This window comes from Pseudomonas sp. H1_A03, from assembly GCF_054685145.1.
On record NZ_CP162829.1, the window covers coordinates 15847 to 37247 of the forward strand.

Annotated in this window: 19 protein-coding genes; 10 read left to right on the top strand and 9 right to left on the bottom strand. The window is 61.2% G+C overall.

Annotation, left to right across the window (positions count from 1 at the left end; all coding sequences use genetic code 11):
• Positions 1–10: 10 nt before the first annotated feature.
• On the bottom strand, positions 11–385 hold the full coding sequence (locus tag AB4O35_RS00085; protein ID WP_065880980.1) for a tol-pal system YbgF family protein: 375 nt from the start codon (positions 383–385) through the stop codon (positions 11–13).
• Between the two features lie 173 nt (positions 386–558).
• Here AB4O35_RS00085 and pyk point away from each other — a divergent pair, with 173 nt between their 5' ends.
• A complete protein-coding gene (gene pyk, locus AB4O35_RS00090) occupies positions 559–2010 on the top strand; it encodes a pyruvate kinase (RefSeq protein WP_065873617.1) in 1452 nt (483 codons plus the stop codon).
• Positions 2011–2180: 170 nt separating this feature from the next.
• On the opposite strand, the gene AB4O35_RS00095 is transcribed toward pyk, so the two are convergent.
• Both AB4O35_RS00095 and AB4O35_RS00100 read right to left on the bottom strand, forming a co-directional pair.
• Complete coding sequence (locus AB4O35_RS00095; protein ID WP_065880979.1) at positions 2181–2927, bottom strand: enoyl-CoA hydratase-related protein; 747 nt, start codon at positions 2925–2927, stop codon at positions 2181–2183.
• Between the two features lie 30 nt (positions 2928–2957).
• The gene (locus AB4O35_RS00100; RefSeq protein ID WP_065910335.1) at positions 2958–3890 is read right to left on the bottom strand and encodes an iron-sulfur-binding ferredoxin reductase; all 933 of its coding nucleotides are present in this window, start codon (positions 3888–3890) and stop codon (positions 2958–2960) included.
• Positions 3891–4105: 215 nt separating this feature from the next.
• Between AB4O35_RS00100 and AB4O35_RS00105 the strand changes: the two genes are divergently transcribed.
• From AB4O35_RS00105 to AB4O35_RS00125, 5 genes are all read left to right on the top strand, one after another.
• Positions 4106–5629 carry a fumarate hydratase gene (locus AB4O35_RS00105; protein ID WP_010208051.1) on the top strand — a complete coding sequence of 508 codons (1524 nt, stop codon included), beginning with the start codon at positions 4106–4108 and terminating at the stop codon, positions 5627–5629.
• Between the two features lie 171 nt (positions 5630–5800).
• Positions 5801–7567 (top strand): ATP-binding protein, encoded by a 1767-nt coding sequence (locus AB4O35_RS00110; protein WP_065945799.1) that lies wholly within the window; start codon positions 5801–5803, stop codon positions 7565–7567.
• Positions 7561–8886 (top strand): sigma-54-dependent transcriptional regulator, encoded by a 1326-nt coding sequence (locus tag AB4O35_RS00115; RefSeq protein WP_065873621.1) that lies wholly within the window; start codon positions 7561–7563, stop codon positions 8884–8886. Before AB4O35_RS00110 ends, AB4O35_RS00115 begins: the two co-directional genes overlap by 7 nt.
• Before the next feature lie 273 nt (positions 8887–9159).
• Positions 9160–10479 carry an MFS transporter gene (locus tag AB4O35_RS00120; RefSeq protein WP_065873622.1) on the top strand — a complete coding sequence of 440 codons (1320 nt, stop codon included), beginning with the start codon at positions 9160–9162 and terminating at the stop codon, positions 10477–10479.
• Between the two features lie 151 nt (positions 10480–10630).
• The gene (locus AB4O35_RS00125) at positions 10631–11263 is read left to right on the top strand and encodes a flavin reductase family protein (protein WP_065945798.1); all 633 of its coding nucleotides are present in this window, start codon (positions 10631–10633) and stop codon (positions 11261–11263) included.
• A 37-nt stretch (positions 11264–11300) separates the two neighbouring features.
• Here AB4O35_RS00125 and AB4O35_RS00130 read toward each other — a convergent pair whose 3' ends face one another.
• Both AB4O35_RS00130 and AB4O35_RS00135 read right to left on the bottom strand, forming a co-directional pair.
• Entirely contained in the window at positions 11301–11546 is a 246-nt protein-coding gene (locus tag AB4O35_RS00130) for a hypothetical protein (protein ID WP_065873624.1), read from the bottom strand.
• Between the two features lie 41 nt (positions 11547–11587).
• Positions 11588–11929, bottom strand: coding sequence for an antibiotic biosynthesis monooxygenase family protein (locus AB4O35_RS00135; protein WP_049711718.1), 342 nt, complete (start codon positions 11927–11929; stop codon positions 11588–11590).
• Between the two features lie 327 nt (positions 11930–12256).
• Between AB4O35_RS00135 and AB4O35_RS00140 the strand changes: the two genes are divergently transcribed.
• Positions 12257–13186 carry an AraC family transcriptional regulator gene (locus AB4O35_RS00140; protein WP_065873625.1) on the top strand — a complete coding sequence of 310 codons (930 nt, stop codon included), beginning with the start codon at positions 12257–12259 and terminating at the stop codon, positions 13184–13186.
• Between the two features lie 61 nt (positions 13187–13247).
• Here AB4O35_RS00140 and AB4O35_RS00145 read toward each other — a convergent pair whose 3' ends face one another.
• The 4 genes from AB4O35_RS00145 to edd all read right to left on the bottom strand — a co-directional run bounded on the left by AB4O35_RS00145 (position 13248) and on the right by edd (position 18357).
• Positions 13248–14675, bottom strand: coding sequence for an ATP-binding protein (locus tag AB4O35_RS00145; RefSeq protein ID WP_210172768.1), 1428 nt, complete (start codon positions 14673–14675; stop codon positions 13248–13250).
• A 31-nt stretch (positions 14676–14706) separates the two neighbouring features.
• Positions 14707–15441 (bottom strand): response regulator, encoded by a 735-nt coding sequence (locus AB4O35_RS00150; RefSeq protein ID WP_025854798.1) that lies wholly within the window; start codon positions 15439–15441, stop codon positions 14707–14709.
• 136 nt (positions 15442–15577) lie between these two features.
• Positions 15578–16534, bottom strand: coding sequence for a glucokinase (locus AB4O35_RS00155; protein WP_065873627.1), 957 nt, complete (start codon positions 16532–16534; stop codon positions 15578–15580).
• On the bottom strand, positions 16531–18357 hold the full coding sequence (gene edd, locus AB4O35_RS00160; RefSeq protein ID WP_065880975.1) for a phosphogluconate dehydratase: 1827 nt from the start codon (positions 18355–18357) through the stop codon (positions 16531–16533). Before edd ends, AB4O35_RS00155 begins: the two co-directional genes overlap by 4 nt.
• 221 nt (positions 18358–18578) lie before the next feature.
• Between edd and gap the strand changes: the two genes are divergently transcribed.
• From gap to AB4O35_RS00175, 3 genes are all read left to right on the top strand, one after another.
• Positions 18579–19580, top strand: a complete 1002-nt coding sequence (gene gap / locus AB4O35_RS00165) for a type I glyceraldehyde-3-phosphate dehydrogenase (protein ID WP_049711713.1) — start codon at positions 18579–18581, stop codon at positions 19578–19580.
• Between the two features lie 228 nt (positions 19581–19808).
• Positions 19809–20327, top strand: coding sequence for an RNA polymerase sigma factor (locus AB4O35_RS00170; RefSeq protein WP_065873629.1), 519 nt, complete (start codon positions 19809–19811; stop codon positions 20325–20327).
• 74 nt (positions 20328–20401) lie between these two features.
• A complete protein-coding gene (locus tag AB4O35_RS00175; protein ID WP_065945797.1) occupies positions 20402–21370 on the top strand; it encodes a FecR family protein in 969 nt (322 codons plus the stop codon).
• Positions 21371–21401: the final 31 nt, after the last annotated feature.

Here is a 21401-nt window from a genome sequence, read left to right on the forward strand (position 1 = left end):
ACGAATATCATCATAGAGAGGCTGGGCGCGGCTGGGCGACGCGTGCTCCGGGGTAATGCCCCAGTTGTTGCAGGGTATCGAGCCTCGCACGAGCACGGTAGGCGTACTCACTCGACGGAAACTGATTAATGATGAATTGATAAGTCTGTGCCGCGTCGACAAACAGCTTTTGCCGTTCCAGGCATTGGCCCCGCAACATCGAGACCTCCGGCTGTACATAACGCCGGGTACGACTTTCTCGGTCGACCTGGGACAATTCCAGGGTAACGCGCTCGCAATCACCGACCTTGTAGGCGCGGTAGGCGTTGTTCAAATGGTGGTCCATCGACCAGCGGGTGCAGCCGACAACACTAACGGCCAGGGCAGCAATGAGCAAAATTCGCATGAGGGTTCTCCTGTCTTGTGCAGTGTATCGACCCATCGTCGAAAATCTTCAAGGATGTTCGTATTCAGCCGCAGCGAAAACAAGTCAATCGTCGATAAGTAGTGCAAACGAACAATGACTACAACGAAAGAGCATAGTAGCCTTCCCCAGCGCTTGAACTCAGGAGTCTGTGCATGTCCGTCCGTCGCACCAAAATCGTCGCCACCCTTGGCCCGGCCAGCAACTCGCCGGAAGTCCTCGAACAGCTGATTCTGGCTGGTTTGGACGTCGCCCGTCTGAACTTCTCCCACGGCACCCCGGACGAGCACAAGGCTCGCGCCAAGCTGGTGCGTGACCTGGCCGCCAAGCATGGCCGCTTCGTCGCATTGCTGGGTGACCTGCAAGGCCCGAAAATTCGTATCGCCAAATTCGCCAACAAGCGCATTGAGCTGAAGATCGGTGACAAATTCACCTTCTCCACCAGCCACCCGCTGACCGAAGGTACCCAGGACGTCGTCGGCATCGACTACCCGGACCTGGTCAAGGACTGCGGCGTCGGTGACGAACTGCTGCTGGACGACGGCCGCGTGGTCATGCGCGTCGACACCGCCACCCCAACTGAGCTGAACTGCACCGTGCTCATTGGCGGCCCGCTGTCCGACCACAAAGGCATCAACCGTCGCGGTGGTGGCCTGACCGCCCCGGCCCTGACGGAAAAAGATAAGGCCGACATCAAGCTCGCCGCCGAAATGGAAGTGGACTACCTCGCGGTATCGTTCCCGCGTGACGCCGCCGACATGGAATACGCACGTAAGCTGCGCGACGAGGCCGGCGGTACTGCCTGGCTGGTGGCGAAGATCGAACGCGCCGAAGCTGTGGCCGATGACGAAACCCTCGACGGCCTGATCAAGGCTTCCGACGCAGTGATGGTTGCCCGTGGCGACCTGGGCGTGGAAATCGGTGACGCCGAACTGATCGGTATCCAGAAGAAGATCATCCTGCACGCGCGCCGCCACAACAAAGCGGTGATCGTAGCGACCCAGATGATGGAGTCGATGATCCAGAACCCGATGCCGACCCGCGCCGAAGTGTCCGACGTAGCCAACGCTGTGCTCGACTACACCGATGCCGTGATGCTCTCGGCTGAAAGTGCCGCGGGCCCGTATCCGCTGGAAGCTGTGCAAGCCATGGCGCGTATCTGCCTCGGCGCCGAAAAGCACCCCACCAGCAAGACCTCCAGCCACCGCATTGGCAAAGAGTTCGAAAGCTGCGACCAGAGTATCGCCCTGGCCGCCATGTACACCGCCAACCACTTCCCGGGTGTGAAGGCAATCATCGCCTTGACCGAAAGTGGCTATACGCCGTTGATCATGTCGCGCATCCGTTCGTCGGTGCCGATCTACGCGTTCTCCCCGCACCGCGAAACCCAGGCCCGCGCGGCCATGTTCCGTGGCGTGTACACCGTCCCGTTCGACCCGGCTTCGTTGCCACCGCATGAAGTCAGCCAGGCGGCCATCGACGAGTTGATCAAGCGCGGCGTCGTGGAGAAAGGTGACTGGGTCATCCTGACCAAGGGCGACAGCTATCACACCATCGGCGGCACCAACGGCATGAAGATACTGCACGTTGGCGACCCAATGGTCTGAGTGACCGGTAAGTGAAAAAGCCCCGACTGGTTCGGGGCTTTTTTATGCCTGTGGGTTTTGTAGTGCCCTGAGGGCCTCATCGCGGGCAAGCCCGGCTCCCCCAGTGGATCGCATTCCAATGTGGGAGCTGGCTTGCCTGCGATAGCGCCAGCGCAGTCAACGCACATTCATTAGCGAGAAATGAAAGCCGACAACGCCGCAATCGCCTCCGGCGACCTCAATCGCTGGGTAAACAACGCGCCCTCCTCCTCAATCACCTGCCGCAATTGCTCGCGATCCACACTTTTCATGAGTTGCTTGGTCACCTGCACCGCCCCCGGCGCCAGGGTTTCAAACCGCTCGGCCATTTCCCGCGCCCTGGCCAACGCCGCCTCACCGCTGCACAACGCCTCGGTGGCAATCCCCAACGCCGCCGCCTGTTCGCCGCTGAAGCCCTCGCCCAGCAGCAATAACTCAGCCGCCTTGGCGTGCCCCAACAACCTCGGCAGGATCAGGCTCGAACCAAACTCCGGGCACAGCCCCAGATTGACGAACGGCATGCGCAATCGCGCATCACGGCTGACATACACAAGGTCGCAATGCAGCAGCAGGGTTGTACCGATACCCACGGCTGCACCTGCTACCGCGGCGATCACCGGCTTGCGGCAGTTGAGCAGGCTCTTCATGAAATGAAACGGTGGGCTATCGAGGTCGCTGGGCGGTTGTTCGAGAAAGTCGCCGATGTCGTTGCCCGCAGTGAAACAGCCACTGCTGCCCTGGATCAGCACGCAGCGGATATCCGCGTCCGCATCGGCCTGCTCGAACGCCTCGGCCAACTGGGTATACATGGCCCGAGTCAGCGCATTTTTCTTCTCGGGACGATTGAGCTGCAGGATCAGCAGCCCGCGTTCACGGTGCTGCAGGATAGCGTCAGTCATGGCAGATCTCGCGGCTGTAGAGTTCAGCGCTCAACCACGGGGCAGGAACACATCGGCCAGCAGTTGATTACGCGGCAGTCCCGCCAGAAACAAGCGCTTTGAGAAGGCTTCTACGCTGATGGGGTGTCCGCAGAGTAAAGCCAGCGTTTGCCGCGAAACAAGCCGCAGTTGCGCCAATGCCTGTGCCGACCCGGCCGCCGTCCATAGCTCCACCGTGAGGTTGGGATGCTGCGCAGCCAACGCCCCCAAGGGCTCGGCGAGATAATGGCCTTCAGTATCATGGGCCAGGTGAATCAGGCGAATGTCGCCCTGATGATCCTGGCGCAGCGCCTCACGCAATACACCCCACAACGGCCCTAACCCGGTACCGGAGGCCAACAGCCACAGCGGTCGGGATTGCCAGTCCGGGTCGTATTGCAGCGCGCCGCCGCGCAATTCGCCCAAACGCAGGCGGTCGCCAACCTGCAACTGCCGGGCTAGATCACTGAATTCGCCAGGCTGGCGGCAGTCGAGATGAAACTCCAGGAATGCATCTTCCTGGGGCAAACTCGCCAGAGAATACGGCCTCGCCACCTGCCCCGCCCACAACACCAGGTGCTGCCCGGCGCGATAACGCAGGCCACGCTCCGGCTGCAAGCGCAGGCGCAGCACGGTTGGGTTCAACCAATCGACACCGACCACCTGAGCCGCCAAACCGTCACGCGCCGGGTCAAACGCCTCGACGCGCAGGTCCGCGCTGACCTGGCATTGGCAGGCCAACCGCCAGCCATCCTGGCGTTGCGCCGGGCTCAAGGCCTCGGGTTGCTTGTCCTCGACATCACCTTGGCAACGCACCAGGCAGGCATGGCAGCTCCCAGCGCGGCAACTGTAAGGCACAGCCACACCTGCCTGGTTCAGGGCATCCAGCAGGTTTATGCCGGTAGATACCGACCAATGGCGTTCGCCGACGTACAGTTCAGGCATATAAGGACTCAATCACAAGAGGCGCACACAGGGAATCATGCCTGCGACAGTTTGACCATAGTCGGGTGTATCGGCCACCGTGTCGGGTTATACTGCCGCGCCTTTTTAGCGTCGCGCCTGCACCAGTGGCGTGCCTTGGAAAGGTGGTTTCAGCCGACCGATGCACCCCACTGAAGCCACCTTATTGAATGTTCCCTTATAGAGGAGCGCGACTCATGACCGTGATCAAGCAAGACGACCTGATTCAGAGCGTTGCTGACGCCCTGCAATTCATTTCCTACTACCATCCGGTTGATTTCATCCAGGCCATGCACGAAGCCTACCTGCGCGAAGAATCGCCAGCGGCCCGTGACTCCATCGCCCAGATCCTGATCAACTCGCGCATGTGCGCCACCGGCCATCGCCCGATCTGCCAGGACACCGGTATCGTTACCGTGTTCGTGCGCGTGGGCATGGACGTACGTTGGGATGGCGCCACCATGGGCCTGGACGACATGATCAACGAGGGCGTGCGTCGCGCCTACAACCTGCCGGAAAACGTCCTGCGCGCATCCATCCTCGCCGACCCGGCAGGTGCGCGTAAGAACACCAAGGACAACACCCCGGCGGTCATCCACTACTCCATCGTCCCGGGTAACACCGTGGAAGTGGACGTGGCGGCCAAGGGCGGCGGTTCCGAGAACAAGTCGAAAATGGCCATGCTCAACCCGTCCGACTCGATCGTCGACTGGGTACTGAAGACCGTTCCGACCATGGGTGCCGGCTGGTGCCCACCGGGCATGCTCGGCATTGGCATCGGCGGTACCGCCGAAAAAGCCGCCGTGATGGCCAAGGAAGTGTTGATGGAATCCATCGACATCCACGAGCTGAAAAAGCGGGGCCCGCAGAACCGTATCGAAGAGATGCGCCTGGAGCTGTTCGAGAAGGTCAACCAACTGGGCATCGGCGCCCAGGGCCTGGGTGGCCTGACCACCGTGCTCGACGTGAAGATCATGGATTACCCGACCCACGCCGCCTCGCTGCCGGTGTGCATGATCCCCAACTGCGCCGCCACCCGTCACGCACACTTTGTGCTCGACGGTTCGGGCCCGGCGTCGCTGGAAGCGCCACCGCTGGACGCCTACCCGGAAATCGTCTGGGAAGCTGGCCCATCGGCCCGTCGCGTCAACCTCGATACCCTGACCCCGGAAGAAGTGCAGAGCTGGAAGCCGGGCGAGACCGTGTTGCTCAACGGCAAGATGCTCACCGGTCGCGATGCGGCGCACAAGCGCATGGTCGAGATGCTGAACAAGGGCGAAACCTTGCCAGTGGACCTCAAGGGTCGCTTCATCTACTACGTTGGCCCGGTTGATCCGGTGCGCGAAGAAGTGGTTGGCCCGGCTGGCCCGACCACCGCAACGCGGATGGACAAGTTCACGCGTCAGATCCTCGAGCAAACCGGCCTGCTGGGCATGATCGGCAAATCCGAGCGCGGCCCTACCGCGATTGAAGCGATCAAGGACCACAAAGCCGTGTACCTGATGGCCGTGGGCGGTGCTGCTTACCTGGTGGCGCAAGCCATCAAGAAGTCGCGCGTTGTCGCCTTCGCCGAACTGGGCATGGAAGCGATCTACGAGTTCGACGTGAAAGACATGCCGGTCACCGTTGCGGTGGACAGCAAGGGCGAATCCGTGCACATCACCGGTCCTGCCATCTGGCAGAAAAAGATCAGTGAAAGCCTGGCGGTGGAAGTGCAGTAAGCGCTTCCTTCGCGGGGACAAAGGCGACTGCGGCTCATGGCCCAGTCGCCTTTTTATGGCCGACTGTTTTGTCATGGTGAACTCGGTCATGTGGGAGCGGGCTTGCTCGCCACAACATTAACGTCGTGCATGCTATGGTGCACTCCCCTTTCTGCGCCTGCTCATCACCGTATGATCGTGATTCCTCGCCCCCTGCGCCTGACCTTCTATTCCTTGCTGATCATCGCCGGTGCGGTGCTGGCCGCGGCCTTGGCCACACGCCATGCTGAACGCCAGGCCTTGGTGGACGATGCGGCCCGTGCCAATCAGCAACTCGCGCTGTATGCCAACTCACTGCATACCCTGATCGAACGCTACCGCGCACTGCCGGCTGTGCTGGCACTGGACTCGGAGATGATCAATGCCTTGAAAAGGCCGGTGGATGCTCAAACCCAGGACGTACTGAACCGCAAGCTCGAACGCATAAACGGTGCCGCGCAATCGTCCACCCTGGAATTGATGGACCGCACCGGCCTCGCCGTTGCCGCCAGCAACTGGAACCTGCCGAGCAGCTATGTCGGCCATAACTACGCCTTCCGGCCGTATTTCAGCCAGACCCTGAGCCAGGGCACCGGGCGTTTTTACGCGGTCGGCGTGACCACTGGCATACCGGGTTACTTTCTCTCCAGCGCCGTGGTGGATGAGCACGAACAGTTCCTGGGCGCCATGGTGGTCAAGCTGGAGTTCCCCGAACTTGAGCGTGAGTGGGCCCAGGGCAATGACCTGCTGCTGGTCAGCGACGCGCGTGGCATCGTGTTTATCGCCAATCAACCGGGCTGGCGTTATCGCAACCTGCGGCCGCTGTCGGCCAGCGATCTCGCCGAACTCAAGGCCACCCGCCAATACGACAAAAAACACCTGCAGCCGCTGCACACCCAGACGCTGCAACGCTTTGACGAAAACAGCCACTTGATGCGCGTCAACGGCCCGGACGGTAACGCCAATTACATTTGGGAATCCCTGCCGCTGAAGGCCGAAGGCTGGACCCTGCACCTGCTGCGTAAACCGCAGTTCGCTTTTGAGGACCAGCGCAACGCCGGCCTCGCCGCCGCCGGCTCCTGGCTGGCGCTGGTGTTCCTGGTGCTGTTCCTGACCCAACGCTGGCGCCTGGCTCGCCTGCGCCAGCGCAGCCGCGAAGAGCTTGAGCAACTGGTGGAAGAACGCACCCAGGCGCTGCGCACCGCCCAGGATGGCCTGGTGCAGTCGGCCAAATTGGCGGCACTGGGGCAAATGTCCGCCGCCCTCGCCCATGAAATCAATCAGCCGCTGACGGCCCAGCGCATGCAGTTGGCCACCTTGCGCCTGCTGCTGGATCACGGCCGCGTCGACGACGCCTACAAGGCGCTCACGCCGCTGGACGACATGCTCACGCGCATGGCCGCGCTCACCGGCCACCTCAAGACCTTCGCGCGCAAAAGCCCGAGCGGCCTGCGTGAGCGCCTGGACTTGGCCACCGTGGTCGATCAGTCCTTGCACCTGCTCGACGCACGCTTGCGTGATGAAGCCATCGGCGTCGTGCTGGACCTGACCCGCCCCGCCTGGGTCCGTGGCGATGCAATCCGCCTGGAACAGGTGCTGATCAACCTGCTGCGCAACGCGCTCGACGCCATGGCCGACAAACCACGCAAACGTCTGGAAATCCGCCTGCACGCCGATGAACAACTGTGGCAACTCACCGTCAGCGACAGCGGCGGCGGGATTGCCGAAGAACACCTGAACAGCGTGTTCGACCCGTTCTTCACCACCAAGCCGGTGGGTGACGGGCTCGGCTTGGGGCTGGCAGTGTCCTACGCTATCGTGCACGAACTGGGCGGCCGCCTGGTCGCCGCCAACCGTGGCGACGGCGCGGTTTTCACACTGACCCTGCCTATCGCGCTGGAGACGCCCGACCTATGTTGAACGCGGTGATTGTGGTCGACGACGAAGCCAGCATCCGTACGGCGGTCGAGCAGTGGTTGAGCCTGTCTGGGTTTGAGGTGCAGTTGTTCAGCCGCGCCGAAGAATGCCTGGCGAAACTGCCCAAGGACTTTCCCGGGGTGATCCTGAGCGACGTACGCATGCCGGGTCTCAGCGGCCTGGAACTGTTGGCCGAGGTGCAGCGCCGTGATGCGGATTTGCCGGTGATATTGCTGACCGGCCACGGCGATGTGCCGATGGCCGTCGACGCCATGCGCGACGGTGCCTACGACTTCCTGGAAAAACCCTTCAGCCCCGACGCCCTGCTCAACAGCCTGCGCCGCGCCCTGGACAAGCGTGGCTTGATCCTGGAAAACCGTCGTCTGCACCAACAGGCCGATCATCGCGCACAGTTGGAGTCGACCCTTTTAGGCGTGTCTCGAGGGTTGCAGACCCTACGCCGCCAGGTGCTGGATCTGGCGAGCCTGCCGGTCAATGTGCTGATCCGTGGCGAGACCGGCAGTGGCAAGGAGCTGGTTGCCCGTTGCCTGCATGACTTCGGCCCACGGGCGAAAAAACCCTTTGTGGCACTCAACTGCGCGGCAATCCCCGAGCAGTTGTTCGAGGCCGAGCTGTTCGGCCACGAAAGCGGCGCATTCACCGGTGCCCAGGGCAAGCGCATCGGCAAACTGGAATACGCCCACGGCGGCACGCTGTTCCTCGATGAAATCGAAAGCATGCCGCTGGCCCAGCAGGTGAAACTGCTGCGCGTGTTGCAGGAGCAGAAGCTCGAGCGACTGGGCTCCAACCAAAGTATCCACGTGGATCTGCGCATCATCGCCGCCACCAAGCCGGACCTGCTGGAAGAGGCCCGCGCCGGGCGCTTTCGCGAAGACTTGGCCTACCGATTGAACGTCGCGCAATTGCGCCTGCCGCCCTTGCGTGAGCGCCGGGAAGATATCCCGTTGCTGTTCGACCACTTCTCACAGAGCGCCGCCGAACGCCTGGGCCGCCGTGTTGAACCACTGAGCGCTGCGCAATTGGGGCGCCTGCTCAGCCATGACTGGCCGGGCAATGTGCGTGAATTGGCCAACGTCGCCGAGCGCCAGGTACTTGGCCTTGGCGAGCCGGAGCCGGAAGGCGTCGAGGCCGGACAATCGTTGGCGGCGCAGCAGGAGGCGTTTGAAGCGCATTGCCTTAAAGCTGCGCTGGCGCGGCACAAGGGCGATATCAAGGCGGTGCTGGCGGAATTGCAACTGCCTCGGCGAACCTTGAATGAAAAGATGCAGCGGCATGGGTTGGTGCGGGAGATGTTTCTCTAGCGACCTTCAGGCCGCCATCGCAGGCAAGCCAGCTCCCACATTTTGAACTGTGAATACATTTCCAATGTGGGAGCTGGTTTGCCTGCGATGAGGCCCGTGTCCATAAGCGGTTTTCCGCTCATCACCTGAAAAACATCAGCGACTTTCCGCTCAAAAAAATCCTGTAACCCTTCTATTCCGGGCCTTCATCTACCTGGCACAGCTCCTGCTATAGCCCAAGCCAGGCAGTGCTCAAGCACGCTCCACAAAAACAATTAGATGAAGGATCCTTCAATGGATAACTCCAACTCCCTGCCTCTGGGGTCGGCGGCTGCGCCGGCAAAAGCACGCACCACGTCCAGCCGGATCAAATCGATCTTCAGCGGATCGGTCGGCAACATGGTCGAGTGGTACGACTGGTACGTCTACGCCGCCTTCTCGCTGTACTTCGCCAAAGCCTTCTTCCCGAAAGGCGACACCACCGCCCAATTGCTCAACACCGCCGCGATCTTCGCTGTGGGTTTCCTGATGCGCCCGATCGGTGGCTGGCTGATGGGCCTGTACGCCGACAAAGTCGGGCGTAAAAAAGCCCTGATGGCCTCGGTCTACCTGATGTGCTTCGGCTCGCTGCTGATTGCCCTGAGCCCGGGTTATGAAATGATTGGCATCGGTGCGCCGATCCTGCTGGTGTTTGCCCGTTTACTGCAGGGGCTGTCGGTCGGCGGCGAATACGGCACCTCCGCCACTTACCTCAGCGAGATGGCAACCAAGGAACGTCGTGGTTTCTACTCCAGCTTCCAGTACGTGACCCTGATTTCGGGCCAGCTCATCGCCCTGGCCGTACTGATCGTGCTGCAACAGGTATTGACCACCGAGCAGCTGTACGCGTGGGGCTGGCGTATCCCGTTCGCCATCGGCGCCCTGTGCGCAGTCGTCGCGCTGTACCTGCGTCGCGGCATGGAAGAAACCGAGTCGTTCACCAAGAAGGAAAAAGCCAAGGAAAGCGCGATGCGCACCTTGATGCGCCACCCCAAGGAACTGATGACCGTGGTCGGCCTGACCATGGGCGGTACCCTGGCGTTCTACACCTACACCACCTACATGCAGAAATACCTGGTGAACACCGTCGGCATGAGCATTTCCGACTCCACCACCATCTCGGCGGCGACGCTGTTTCTGTTCATGTGCCTGCAACCGATCGTCGGCGGGCTGTCGGATAAAGTCGGTCGTCGGCCAATCCTGATCGCCTTCGGTATCCTCGGCACGCTGTTCACCGTGCCGATCCTCACCACCCTGCACACCATCCAGAGCTGGTGGGGCGCGTTCTTCCTGATCATGGCAGCCCTGATCATCGTCAGCGGCTACACCTCGATCAACGCCGTGGTGAAGGCCGAGCTGTTCCCGACCGAAATCCGCGCCCTGGGTGTGGGCCTGCCGTATGCCCTGACGGTGTCGATCTTCGGCGGTACCGCTGAATACATCGCGCTGTGGTTCAAGAGCATCGGCATGGAAACCGGTTACTACTGGTATGTGACGGCGTGTATTGCGGTGTCATTGGTGGTCTACGTGACGATGAAAGACACGCGCAAACACTCGCGTATCACCACGGACTAAAAAATGTGGGAGCGGCGGTGCGACGATTCGACTTGCCCGCGATAGCGGTGGTTCAGTCGAAGTTGTATTCACTGACCGAAAGCTATCGCGGGCAAGCCCGCTCCCACATTGGGTATGATGTGCTCCCGAGAATTGAGAACAGAACCCGGCCATGTCCGACGATATCCATTTCTACGAACCCGCCAACGGCCACGGCCTGCCCCATGATCCGTTCAATGCCATCGTCGGTCCACGGCCGATCGGCTGGATCTCGTCCCACGACAGCGAAGGCCGCTTGAACCTGGCGCCCTATAGCTTCTTCAATGCGTTCAACTACATTCCGCCGATCATTGGGTTTTCCAGTGTCGGACGCAAAGACAGCCTGAACAACATCGAGCAGAACGGCGAGTTTGTGTGGAACCTGGCGACCCGCCCGTTGGCCGAGCAGATGAACCAGAGCTGCGCCGCCGTATCGCCAGAGGTAAACGAATTCGAGTTGTCCGGCTTGACGCCGGTGGCTTCGAAGATCGTTGGCGTGCCTCGGGTGGGCGAGAGCCCGGTGTCGTTCGAGTGCAAGGTGACGCAGATTATCCAACTGCAGCGTGCCGACAAGGCGCTGGTGCCGAGCTGGCTGGTGCTGGGCGAGGTGGTCGCGGTGCATATCGCCAAGTGGCTGCTCAAGGATGGCATCTACGACACCGCCGCCGCCGAGCCGATTTTACGTGGCGGCGGGCCGGCGGATTACTTCCAGCTGGGGCCTGAGGCGCTGTTCAAGATGTATCGCCCTGGTGCCACAAAACCCTGAATGGAATGAGCTCTAAATGTGGGATCGGCAGCGTTCCCTAGTTTTCGGCAGTTGCCCAGGTCAGCTGACCCTCTTGGTCCACATCGACCAATCGCTCCAATTGCACAGTAGCGGCATCATCCGCATCAGAAGCAGTCTTGAACGTCTGCCCATCAAGGATCTTGTGAAACCGCGGTGCGCCCATGCCATCGAGTGCCTTGACGGCAACGGCGGCGCTGTAGCCACCTTCTCCGGGTACGACGGCGGAAACGGCTTCGTGGTGAGCAAATTGTTTACGTGCCATGTTGCAGGTCCTAGCCAATGGAAAGTCGGCCATTCTAAACCCTAACCGGCGAGTTGCAGGTACTCGCCATAGGCATTGGCGGCTGAGGCATCGGTAAAGGTCTGGAAGTCCATGCTGCGAACCACCATGTCGTTCAACAGCTCGGTAAAGATCATCAGGGCCGGAGAATTGAAGTAGGCGCTCATCGCCTGCTCGCTGCTCCAGAAGCCCGAGACCAGCCAGACATCAGGGTCGACCTGGGAATGCTGCAACGAGAATTGCAGGCAACCCTGAGCCTGGCGGCCCGGTTCGATCAAACTGCTCAAGCGTGCACCGAGTTCGGTGCTGCACCCGGTGCGGGCGCGGATAAAGGCCATATGGCTCGCGGGAATGGGGGTGGACATGTTCGACTCTCCCGTTGAGAAGTGATGCTCGGCAAGCACTGTGGGGGCGTGTTGCCACAGGGTCAAAGATAACGGCGCGGGTGCGGGCGCGGTTAGTCGATTCCTGCTGGCTTATTGCACAATCCTGCGAGAAGCGCAGATAGGACGTTTGGCCCCGGCATTTATTCCAAGGGCAACCGCCTTGTTTCAGGGAGATGACAGCCCCCACGATTGCCTGATTCACGATGTGTCGCAGGATCAGGCAAGGATTGTGCAGAATCGACGTAACACTGTTTGCACGGCCGCCGCTAAGCTGACCCCATCGAAGTAGCCTGTAGAGGACGCCCCATGCCGTCGCCCGAACCCCGATCCCTCCCCCTCGATGCCGAGATGGAAAAGCAGCGCGCCGAACTGGCGAGCATTGTGCAGCGGCATACCTGGGAAGACGGCTCCTACGGTACGGCAATCACCTCGCTGTACCTGAACCGCCACAACGCACCGCGCGACTTCATGCCGGTACTGGTGGAGCCGGCCCTGTGCATTCTGGCCAGCGGCAGCAAGGAAGTGCGCCTCGCCGATGAAGTGTTCGCCTACGACCCGCTCAATTACCTGGTGTTCTCGGTAGCGATGCCGGTGGCTGGCCGGATCATGGAGGCCACGCCGCAAGACCCCAACCTGTCGATCAGGATCAACATCGACCCGGCCCAACTCACTGCGCTGATCGCGGAAGCCGGCCCGATGGGTGTGCCGTCGCGCCCGACCTCCCGTGGCATGTACGTCGACCGCATCGACAACCAGCTGCTCGACGCGGTGCTGCGCCTGGCGCGGTTGCTGGATACGCCCAAAGACATCGCCATGCTTGCGCCGCTGATCAATCGGGAAATTCTTTATCGCCTGTTGCGGGGTCCGCAGGGTTATCGGCTGTATGAAATTGCCGTTGCCAACAGCCAGAGCCACCGAGTGAGCCAGGCGATCAAGTGGTTGAACAGCAACTACGAGCAACCGCTGCGCATCGACGACTTGGCCAGGGAAGTGAACCTGAGCGTCTCGACCTTGCACCACCGCTTCAAGGCAATTACCGCCATGAGCCCGTTGCAGTACCAGAAGCAATTGCGCTTGCAGGAAGCGCGGCGGTTGATGATTGCCGAAGGGTTGGAAGCGTCGGCGGCGGGGTATCGCGTGGGGTATGAAAGCCCGTCACAGTTCAGCCGCGAATACAGCCGGTTGTTTGGTGCGCCGCCGTTGAGGGATTTGGCTAGATTGCGCCAAAGCATCTGACCGGATGAAGATCAACATGTGGGAGCTGGCTTGCCTGCTCCCACATTGGCCTCGCGTGTGTTCAATCGAGGCCGCGGGGGAGCTGCAGGGTCACGCGCAACCCGCCCTCACGCAGGTTCTGCAAACTCACTTCACCGCCATGGCTGTGGGCAATGTTGCGCGCAATCCCTAGTCCCAAGCCGTAACCCTGCTGGTGCCCTGCCAGACGGAAGTGCGGTTCAAACACTTGCTCCAGCCGCTGCTCCGGAACCCCAGGCCCCTCGTCATCCACATGCAGGATGAACTCCGCGCCGTTGTCCTCGATGTGCAAATGCGCGTTCTGCCCGTACTTCAACGCGTTGTCGATCAGGTTGCCGATGCAACGCTTGAGCGCCAGCGGCTTGCCCGGATAAGGGGTCAGTGCGCGGCCATGCTGGGTGACGCGGCCATTGCCGTTGGGCGCCAGGTACGGTTCCACCAGGCAGTCGAGCACGTGGTTCAGGTCCACCGGCTCGATATTTTCGTGAATATCGGTGTCTTTCACGCATTGCAGCGCGCCTTTCACCAGCAACTCTAGTTCATCAAGATCGCGGCCGAATTTGGTTTGCAGGTTTTCGTCTTCAAGCAGTTCCACGCGCAGGCGCAGACGGGTAATCGGTGTGCGCAAATCATGGGAAATGGCGCTGAACAACTGGCTGCGCTCGGTCAGGTAGCGGCTGATACGTTCGCGCATCGCGTTGAACGCACGGCCCACTTCCACCACTTCGCTGCCGCCGCCTTCGGCTACCGGCTCTACGTCAGCCCCCAGGGACATATCCCGCGCCGCCCGCGCCAGGCGTTTAAGGGGCCGACTCTGCCAGTGCACCAGCAAGCCGATAAACAGCAGCAGGAAACCGCTGGTCAGCACGATAAACCACACTTGCTGGGACGGCAGGCCTTGTTCCTCAAGACTGGTGTAGGGCTCGGGCAGCAGCGAAGCAATGTACAGCCATTCGCCCGGGGCGAGCTGGATCTGGGTCACCAGCACGGGCGGGTTCACCGGTTCCAGGGTCAACGCGTAATGCGCCCAGGAACGCGGCAACTCGTCGAGTTTCAGGCCAGCATTGAAGATGCGCAGGTCTTCGGCGCTGACAAACTCCACCGAGATGTGCACGTCGGCGCCGAGGGTCTGGCGCAGCACTTCATCCACGGCCACCAGCACGGCATGCTTGCGCGGGGTCTCCGGCAAGACCTCCATGTCCAGCGGTCGGTCGTTGAGGGTTACCACGAAGCGGGTGCCGCCCATGCTGCGCAATTGGTCCAGGACCAACGGGCGATACGCCACCGGCAACGAACGGAAGTAGCTCACGCTGGCGGTCATCGAATGCGCCAGGCTACGGGCGCTGGTGACCAGGCCCTCGAGCTGGGTGGCGCGCAACTGCGACACCCAGATCACGCTGGACAGCGCCTGGGCAAACAACACCGCCAGCAGCGTCAGCAGCAGCATGCGCCCCAGCAGCGAGCGCGGCACCGGGAAACGGCGGCGGCGCTCGGTCACATGTTCAGTGGGCATTGCCGGCAACCACGCTGGCTGCCAGTTGATAACCGCTGCCGCGCACGGTGCGGATCAGCCTCGGGGGTTTTTCGGTATCGCGCAGGCGTTGGCGCAGGCGGCTGACAGCCATGTCGACGATACGGTCCAGCGGCATCAAGTCGCGACCACGGGTGGCGTTGCCGATGGTGTCACGGTCGAGGATTTGTTGGGGGTGGTCGAGAAACAATTTGAGCAGGGCAAAGTCGGCACCGGAAAGGATCACTTCTTCGCCATCCACATGAAACAGCCGGTGGCTGATCATGTCCAGGCGCCACTCATCAAACACCAGCACATCCCCGCCTACGCTGCGTTCCTGGCCAAACTGGCAACGGCGCAATAGCGCTTTGATCCGCGCCTGCAGCTCACGGGGGCTGAAGGGTTTGCCGATGTAGTCATCGGCACCCAGCTCCAGGCCGATCACGCGGTCGGCTTCGTCAGAGCTGGCGGTGAGCATGATGATCGGCACCTGCGCCTGGCGCGGGTGCTGGCGGATCCAGCGGCAGAGGCTGAAACCGTCTTCGTCCGGCAACATCACATCAAGGATGACCAGGTCGCATGGCGCCTCGTTCATCGCCTGGCGGAACCCCGCGCCATCCGGCACGCCACGCACCTGGAAACCGGCGCGACTGAGGTAGGTCTGCAGCAACTCGCGGATTTCCTGGTCGTCGTCGACGAGGAGAATGGATTTACTGATTACGCTCACGGGGTCCTCCTTGTTGTTATGGCCAAGCTTAAGTCATTTGTTGCTCTTGAGGCCCTGATCGCAGGCAAGCCAGCTCCCACAGGAGAATGCACTCCAAATGTGGGAGCTGGCTTGCCTGCGATGGGGCCATCACGGCCTACGCAAACGCCTGCTCCAACGCCACGCCAGCCCCGGTCAACCCGGAATACGGGGCTGTGACCAACCACACCGGAATGCCCTTGAAGTAGTCGCTCATGCAGCCTTTGTCCGCAAAGCTCTTGGCGAAACCGCTGCGGATAAAGAAGTCGGCAAACCTCGGTATCACGCCGCCCACGATGTACACGCCACCGCGCCCGCCGGTGGTCAGCACGTTGTTGCCGGCTACTCGGCCCAGCCAGATGCTGAACTGGTCTAACACTTCCATCGCCACCGGGTCGCCGGCCAGGCCTGCGGCCGTGATGGCTTCGGGCGTGTCCAGCACCGGGGTGTGACCGTCCACTGCACAAATCGCTCGATACAGGCGCGGCAAGCCGCCTCCGCTCAAGGCGGTTTCGGCGCTGACGTGGCCGATCTCGCTGTAGATGTGCTGCCACAACTGGGTTTCCCGCGGGCTGCTCAAAGGCAGGTCGACATGGCCGCCCTCGCCCGGCAATGCGGCGAAACGCCCGCCCCCCAAATCCAGCAATGTGCCAACACCCAGGCCGGTGCCAGGACCAATCACCACCGCCGGGCGCAACGGCTCCGGCGTGCCTTCGCAGACCACACGAAACTCGTCGGGCTGCAAGCGCGTCATGCCTAGGGCCATGGCCGAGAAGTCGTTGACTAGTAGCAGCTCATCCACCTGCAAGGCTTTACAGAAAGCAGTCTTACTCAGGCGCCAGTGATTGTTGGTGAATTTAAATTCATCCCCACTCACCGGCCCGGCCACCGACAGGCACACCGCACCGATGTCACCGATTTCCAGGCCTTCTTCCTTGAGATAAACCTTGATCGCCTCTTCGGGGCTGGAATGATCCGCCGTGGCATGCACGCGGATCGAATGCAGCGCCTGGTCCCGCCACAACGCGAAACGCGCGTTGGTTCCACCGATATCACCGACCAGCGCTAGCTTCACTTAAGCGTCTCCAGGGCAGAGGTAAAGGCGCTGGCGCCCTGCTCTGCGGAGCTTGCGGCCAAGCGCATAAATGCAAACAGCTCACGACCGGCTCCCACGTTATTGCCCAACAGGCCCGTGGCAGGTGCGCGCGCTGCAAATTCTTCGGCGTCTACCTTAAGCTCCAAGGTGCCTTTCACGCCATCCACGCGAATGATATCGCCATCGCGCACCCGCGCCAGTGGCCCGCCGCTGTGGGCTTCGGGGTTAACGTGAATCGCGGCGGGGATCTTACCCGACGCGCCGGACATACGCCCGTCTGTCACCAGCGCAACTTTGAAACCACGGTCCTGCAACACGCCGAGGAATGGCGTCATCTTGTGCAGTTCCGGCATGCCGTTGGAGCGCGGGCCCTGGAAGCGCATCACCGCGACAAAGTCTTTTTCCAGCTGGCCGGCCTTGAAGGCGTCGGCCAGGTCCTGCTGATCCTGGAACACCACGGCGGGTGCTTCGACAATTTGATGCTCGAGGGCTACCGCCGAGACTTTCATTACGCCACGGCCGAGGTTGCCTTCCATCACACGCAAACCACCTTCCGGCGAGAACGCACGGGCCACGGGGCGCAGGATGGTTTCGTCGAGGCTTTCGATCGGACCGTCGCGCCAGACCAGCTCGCCATCCACCAGGAACGGTTCCTGGATATAACGGCTCAGGCCCTTGCCGGCCACGGTGTTGACGTCTTCATGGAGCAGGCCGGCTTCAAGCAGTTCACGGATCAGGAACGACATGCCGCCCGCCGCCTGGAAGTGGTTGATGTCCGCCTTGCCGTTCGGATACACGTGGGACAGGGTCGGCACCACCTCGGAGAGGTCGGCCATGTCCTGCCAGGTGAGAATAATGCCCGCCGACATGGCGATAGCCGGCATGTGCAGCGTGTGGTTGGTGGAACCGCCGGTGGCGTTGAGGGCGACGATGGAGTTGACGATGGACTTCTCGTCGACGATCTCGCCGATCGGCGTGAAGCTGCCGTTGGCCTTGGTCAGGCGCGTGACCTGGTGCGCGGCTTCGCGGGTCAGTGCGTCACGCAGCGGCGTGTACGGGTTGACGAACGAGGCGCCTGGCAAGTGCAGGCCCATCACTTCCATCAGCAACTGGTTGGTGTTGGCAGTGCCGTAGAAGGTGCAGGTGCCAGGGCTGTGGTAGGACTTCATCTCCGATTCCAGCAGCTCTTCGCGGGTCGCCTTGCCTTCGGCATAGCGCTGGCGCACATCGGCTTTCTGTTTGTTGGAGATGCCCGACGGCATCGGGCCGCCCGGGACGAAGATCATCGGCAGGTGGCCGTAGCGCAGTGCGCCCATCATCAGGCCGGGGACGATCTTGTCGCAGATGCCGAGCATCAGCGCGGCATCGAACATGTTGTGGGACAGCGCTACCGCCGTGGACATGGCAATCACTTCACGGCTGAGCAGGCTCAGCTCCATACCGGGCTCGCCTTGGGTCACGCCGTCGCACATGGCGGGGGTGCCACCGGCGAACTGGCCGACCGAACCGACTTCGCGCAGGGCTTTCTTGATCTGTTCCGGGAAGTGTTCGTACGGCTGATGCGCCGAGAGCATGTCGTTATATGACGAAACAATTGCCACGTTGGCGGCATTCATCATACGCAGGCTATTTTTATCTTCAGTGCCGCAACCGGCCACGCCGTGGGCGAAGTTGGCGCATTGCAGCTTACCGCGCATCGGACCGTCGATGGCTGCACCGCGAATGAGCGCAAGGTAAGCCTCGCGAGTGGCGCGGCTGCGGGCGATAAGCCGTTCGGTGACCTCAAGAACGCGGGGATGCATGTGTAGAACTCCAGGCTAACGGATGTGGCGACCCTCGTTCCTGGGTTGATCAAACGCCCGCAGCGCATGGGATGGCAGGGAGGCATTTGGATCATCGGACCAGTTGATTCAGGTCACTCGTTGTAGATTGAACAAAATATTGCCACTAAAAAGGCTTGTTTTCTATTTTTATGCGAATAATCTTGTAATTCTTACAACAAATCGACGACAGGCACTCTCCAATGACTCTTCGTATCGCAATCAATGGTTTTGGCCGTATCGGCCGTAATGTCCTGCGCGCACTGTATACCCAAGGCTACCGCCAGGATTTGCAGATCGTCGCCATCAATGATCTGGGCGACAGTTCGATCAACGCCCACCTGCTCAAATACGACACCGTGCATGGCACTTTCGAAGCAGAGGTCGCCCACGATCAGGAAAGCCTGACCGTCAATGGTGACCGGATTGCCGTCAGTGCCATTCGCAACCCGGCCGACCTGCCGTGGGCTGCGCACAAGATCGACGTGGTGTTCGAATGCACCGGTCTGTTCACTGACCGTGACAAGGCTGCCGCCCATATTACCGCTGGCGCGCGCAAGGTGATCATCTCTGCACCGGCCAAGGGCGCGGACGCCACCGTGGTCTACGGCGTGAACCATGACATTTTGCGTCAATCCCACCAGATCATCTCCAACGCCTCGTGCACCACCAACTGCCTGGCGCCTGTGGCCCAAGTGCTGCACCGCGAGTTGGGTATCGAAAGCGGCCTGATGACCACGATTCACGCCTACACCAACGATCAGAACCTCACCGACGTCTACCACACCGACCCGTACCGCGCGCGTTCGGCCACCCAGAACATGATCCCAAGCAAGACCGGCGCGGCTGAAGCGGTCGGCCTGGTGCTGCCGGAACTGGCGGGCAAGCTGACCGGCATGGCCGTGCGGGTACCGGTGATCAACGTATCGCTGGTGGACCTCACCGTACAGCTGAAGAAAGAAGCCACTGCCGAACAGGTCAACGCGCTGCTCAAAGAAGCCAGCCAGCACTCGAAGATCCTCGGCTACAACACCCTGCCGCTGGTTTCCAGTGACTTCAACCACAACCCGCTGTCGTCGATCTTCGATGCCAATCACACCAAGGTCAGTGGCAAGTTGCTGAAAGTGCTGGCGTGGTACGACAACGAGTGGGGCTTCTCCAACCGTATGCTGGATAACTGCCTGGCGCTGTGCAACGCCGAGTAATCGGGCAACGCAGATCGCTTGTGGGAGCCGGTTTTTTGTGAGAGCCGGGCTTGCCCGCGATGCAGGCAACTCGGTGTTTCAGTCAGACCGAGGTGATGCTATCGCGGGCAAGCCAGCTCCCACATAAGCCTGGTTCGCACAGGGATCCGTAAACCCGCTCAAAGTGCCCCTTGCCATTTGAGTTGATGATAAGCATTATCATTAACTGTATATCGGTCTGGTATCACTGTGAGCCAATCTCGCTTCAACCATGTCTTTCTCACCCAACGGGTGATTCTGCTTCGCACCTTGCAGCGGATGGTGAATAACCACAGCACCGCCGAGGACCTGTTGCAGGAAACCTACCTGCGCGTCACCCGGGCCCTGAGCGAGCGGCCGATCGATCACCTTGAACCCTTTGTCTATCAGACGGCGCGCAACCTGGCGCTGGATCACCTGCGCGCGCGTCGGATCCAGGCCCGCACGTTGCAGGAAGATGTCCCGCTGGACGTTCTGCAAAGCGTCGCCGCCCCTATCAGTACACCAGAGGACGCCACCCAGGCCGAGCAAATGCTTGAGGCCCTGAGCGTCAGCCTGGGCCAGTTGAGCGCCCGTCAGCAGCAGATTTTCATCCTCAGCCGCCTGCATGGTTGCAGCTACCAGGAGATTGCTGATCAGTTACACGTGTCCTTGAGCACCGTGCAAAAGGAACTGAAATTGATCATGGCCATCTGTGTAGGTGTGGCCGAACGGCTGGATCGGCCTTAAGCTTCACCCGACAGATGCGTCGGCACAGGCTGTACGAAAGTTGAATAGAACGTGGCGAAGACCCGAGGAACACCGTGACGGACCCGAATAAACTGCGGCCCCATGAGCTGGCTCATGAGGTGTTGCAAGACACGGCTATGGACCAAGCCCTCGACTGGCTGATCGCCTTGCAGTGCCCGAAGCCCGGGCAGCAGGCCGAATTTGAAGCCTGGCTGATGCGTGACCCGGCTCACGTCCGCGCCTTCGACAAGGCCCAGGCCGCCTGGGGTGGAGCGCCGGTACACAGCGCCGCCGTTGCACTGGCCGTGCCACGCAAGCCCAGCGCCTGGCGCCGGGTCAAACCGCATTGGAAACCGTTGGCCACCGCCGCCGTGCTGTTGATCGGCCTGTTCAGCTTCAGCAACCTGCCGGTACGTCTGCAAGCTGACCACCTCACCGTGGTGGGCGAACGCCAGCGCCTGCAATTGGACGACGGTTCGAAGGTGTTGCTCAACACCGACTCGGCGTTTTCCAGCAGCATCAAGGACCACCAGCGCATCGCCCGCCTGTATCAGGGCGAGGCGTTTTTCGAAGTCGTGCCCAATCATGGCCTGCCCCTGGAAATCGACGCCGGCCCCGTACGTGCCAGCGTACGCGACACCACTTTCGCCGTGCGCTACCTCAACGGTGAAGCCCAAGTGCAAGTGCAGCGCGGCGATGTCGACCTGAGCAATACCTTCGACGATGCCCGCGTGCGCCTGAGCGCCGGTGAAAGTATCCGCATCGGGCCCAAGGGCTTCGGCCAGCCTGCCAAGCTGGATGCCAATAAAGACCTGGCCTGGGTACAAGGCCGGCTGATCTTCGAAAACTGCCCGATGAGCGAAGTGCTCGCCGAACTGCGCCGCTATTACCCTGGCTGGATCGTCAACACCAACGACCGGCTCGCCAACGTCGCCGTCACCGGCAATTATCGCCTCGACCAGCCCCTGGACGTCGTGCGTTCACTGGCTCACATCACCTCGGCCAAGTTGTCGGAATACCCGGCGCTGGTGATCCTGAACTAAATGAGAATTATTTTTACTCGATAGCTGACGG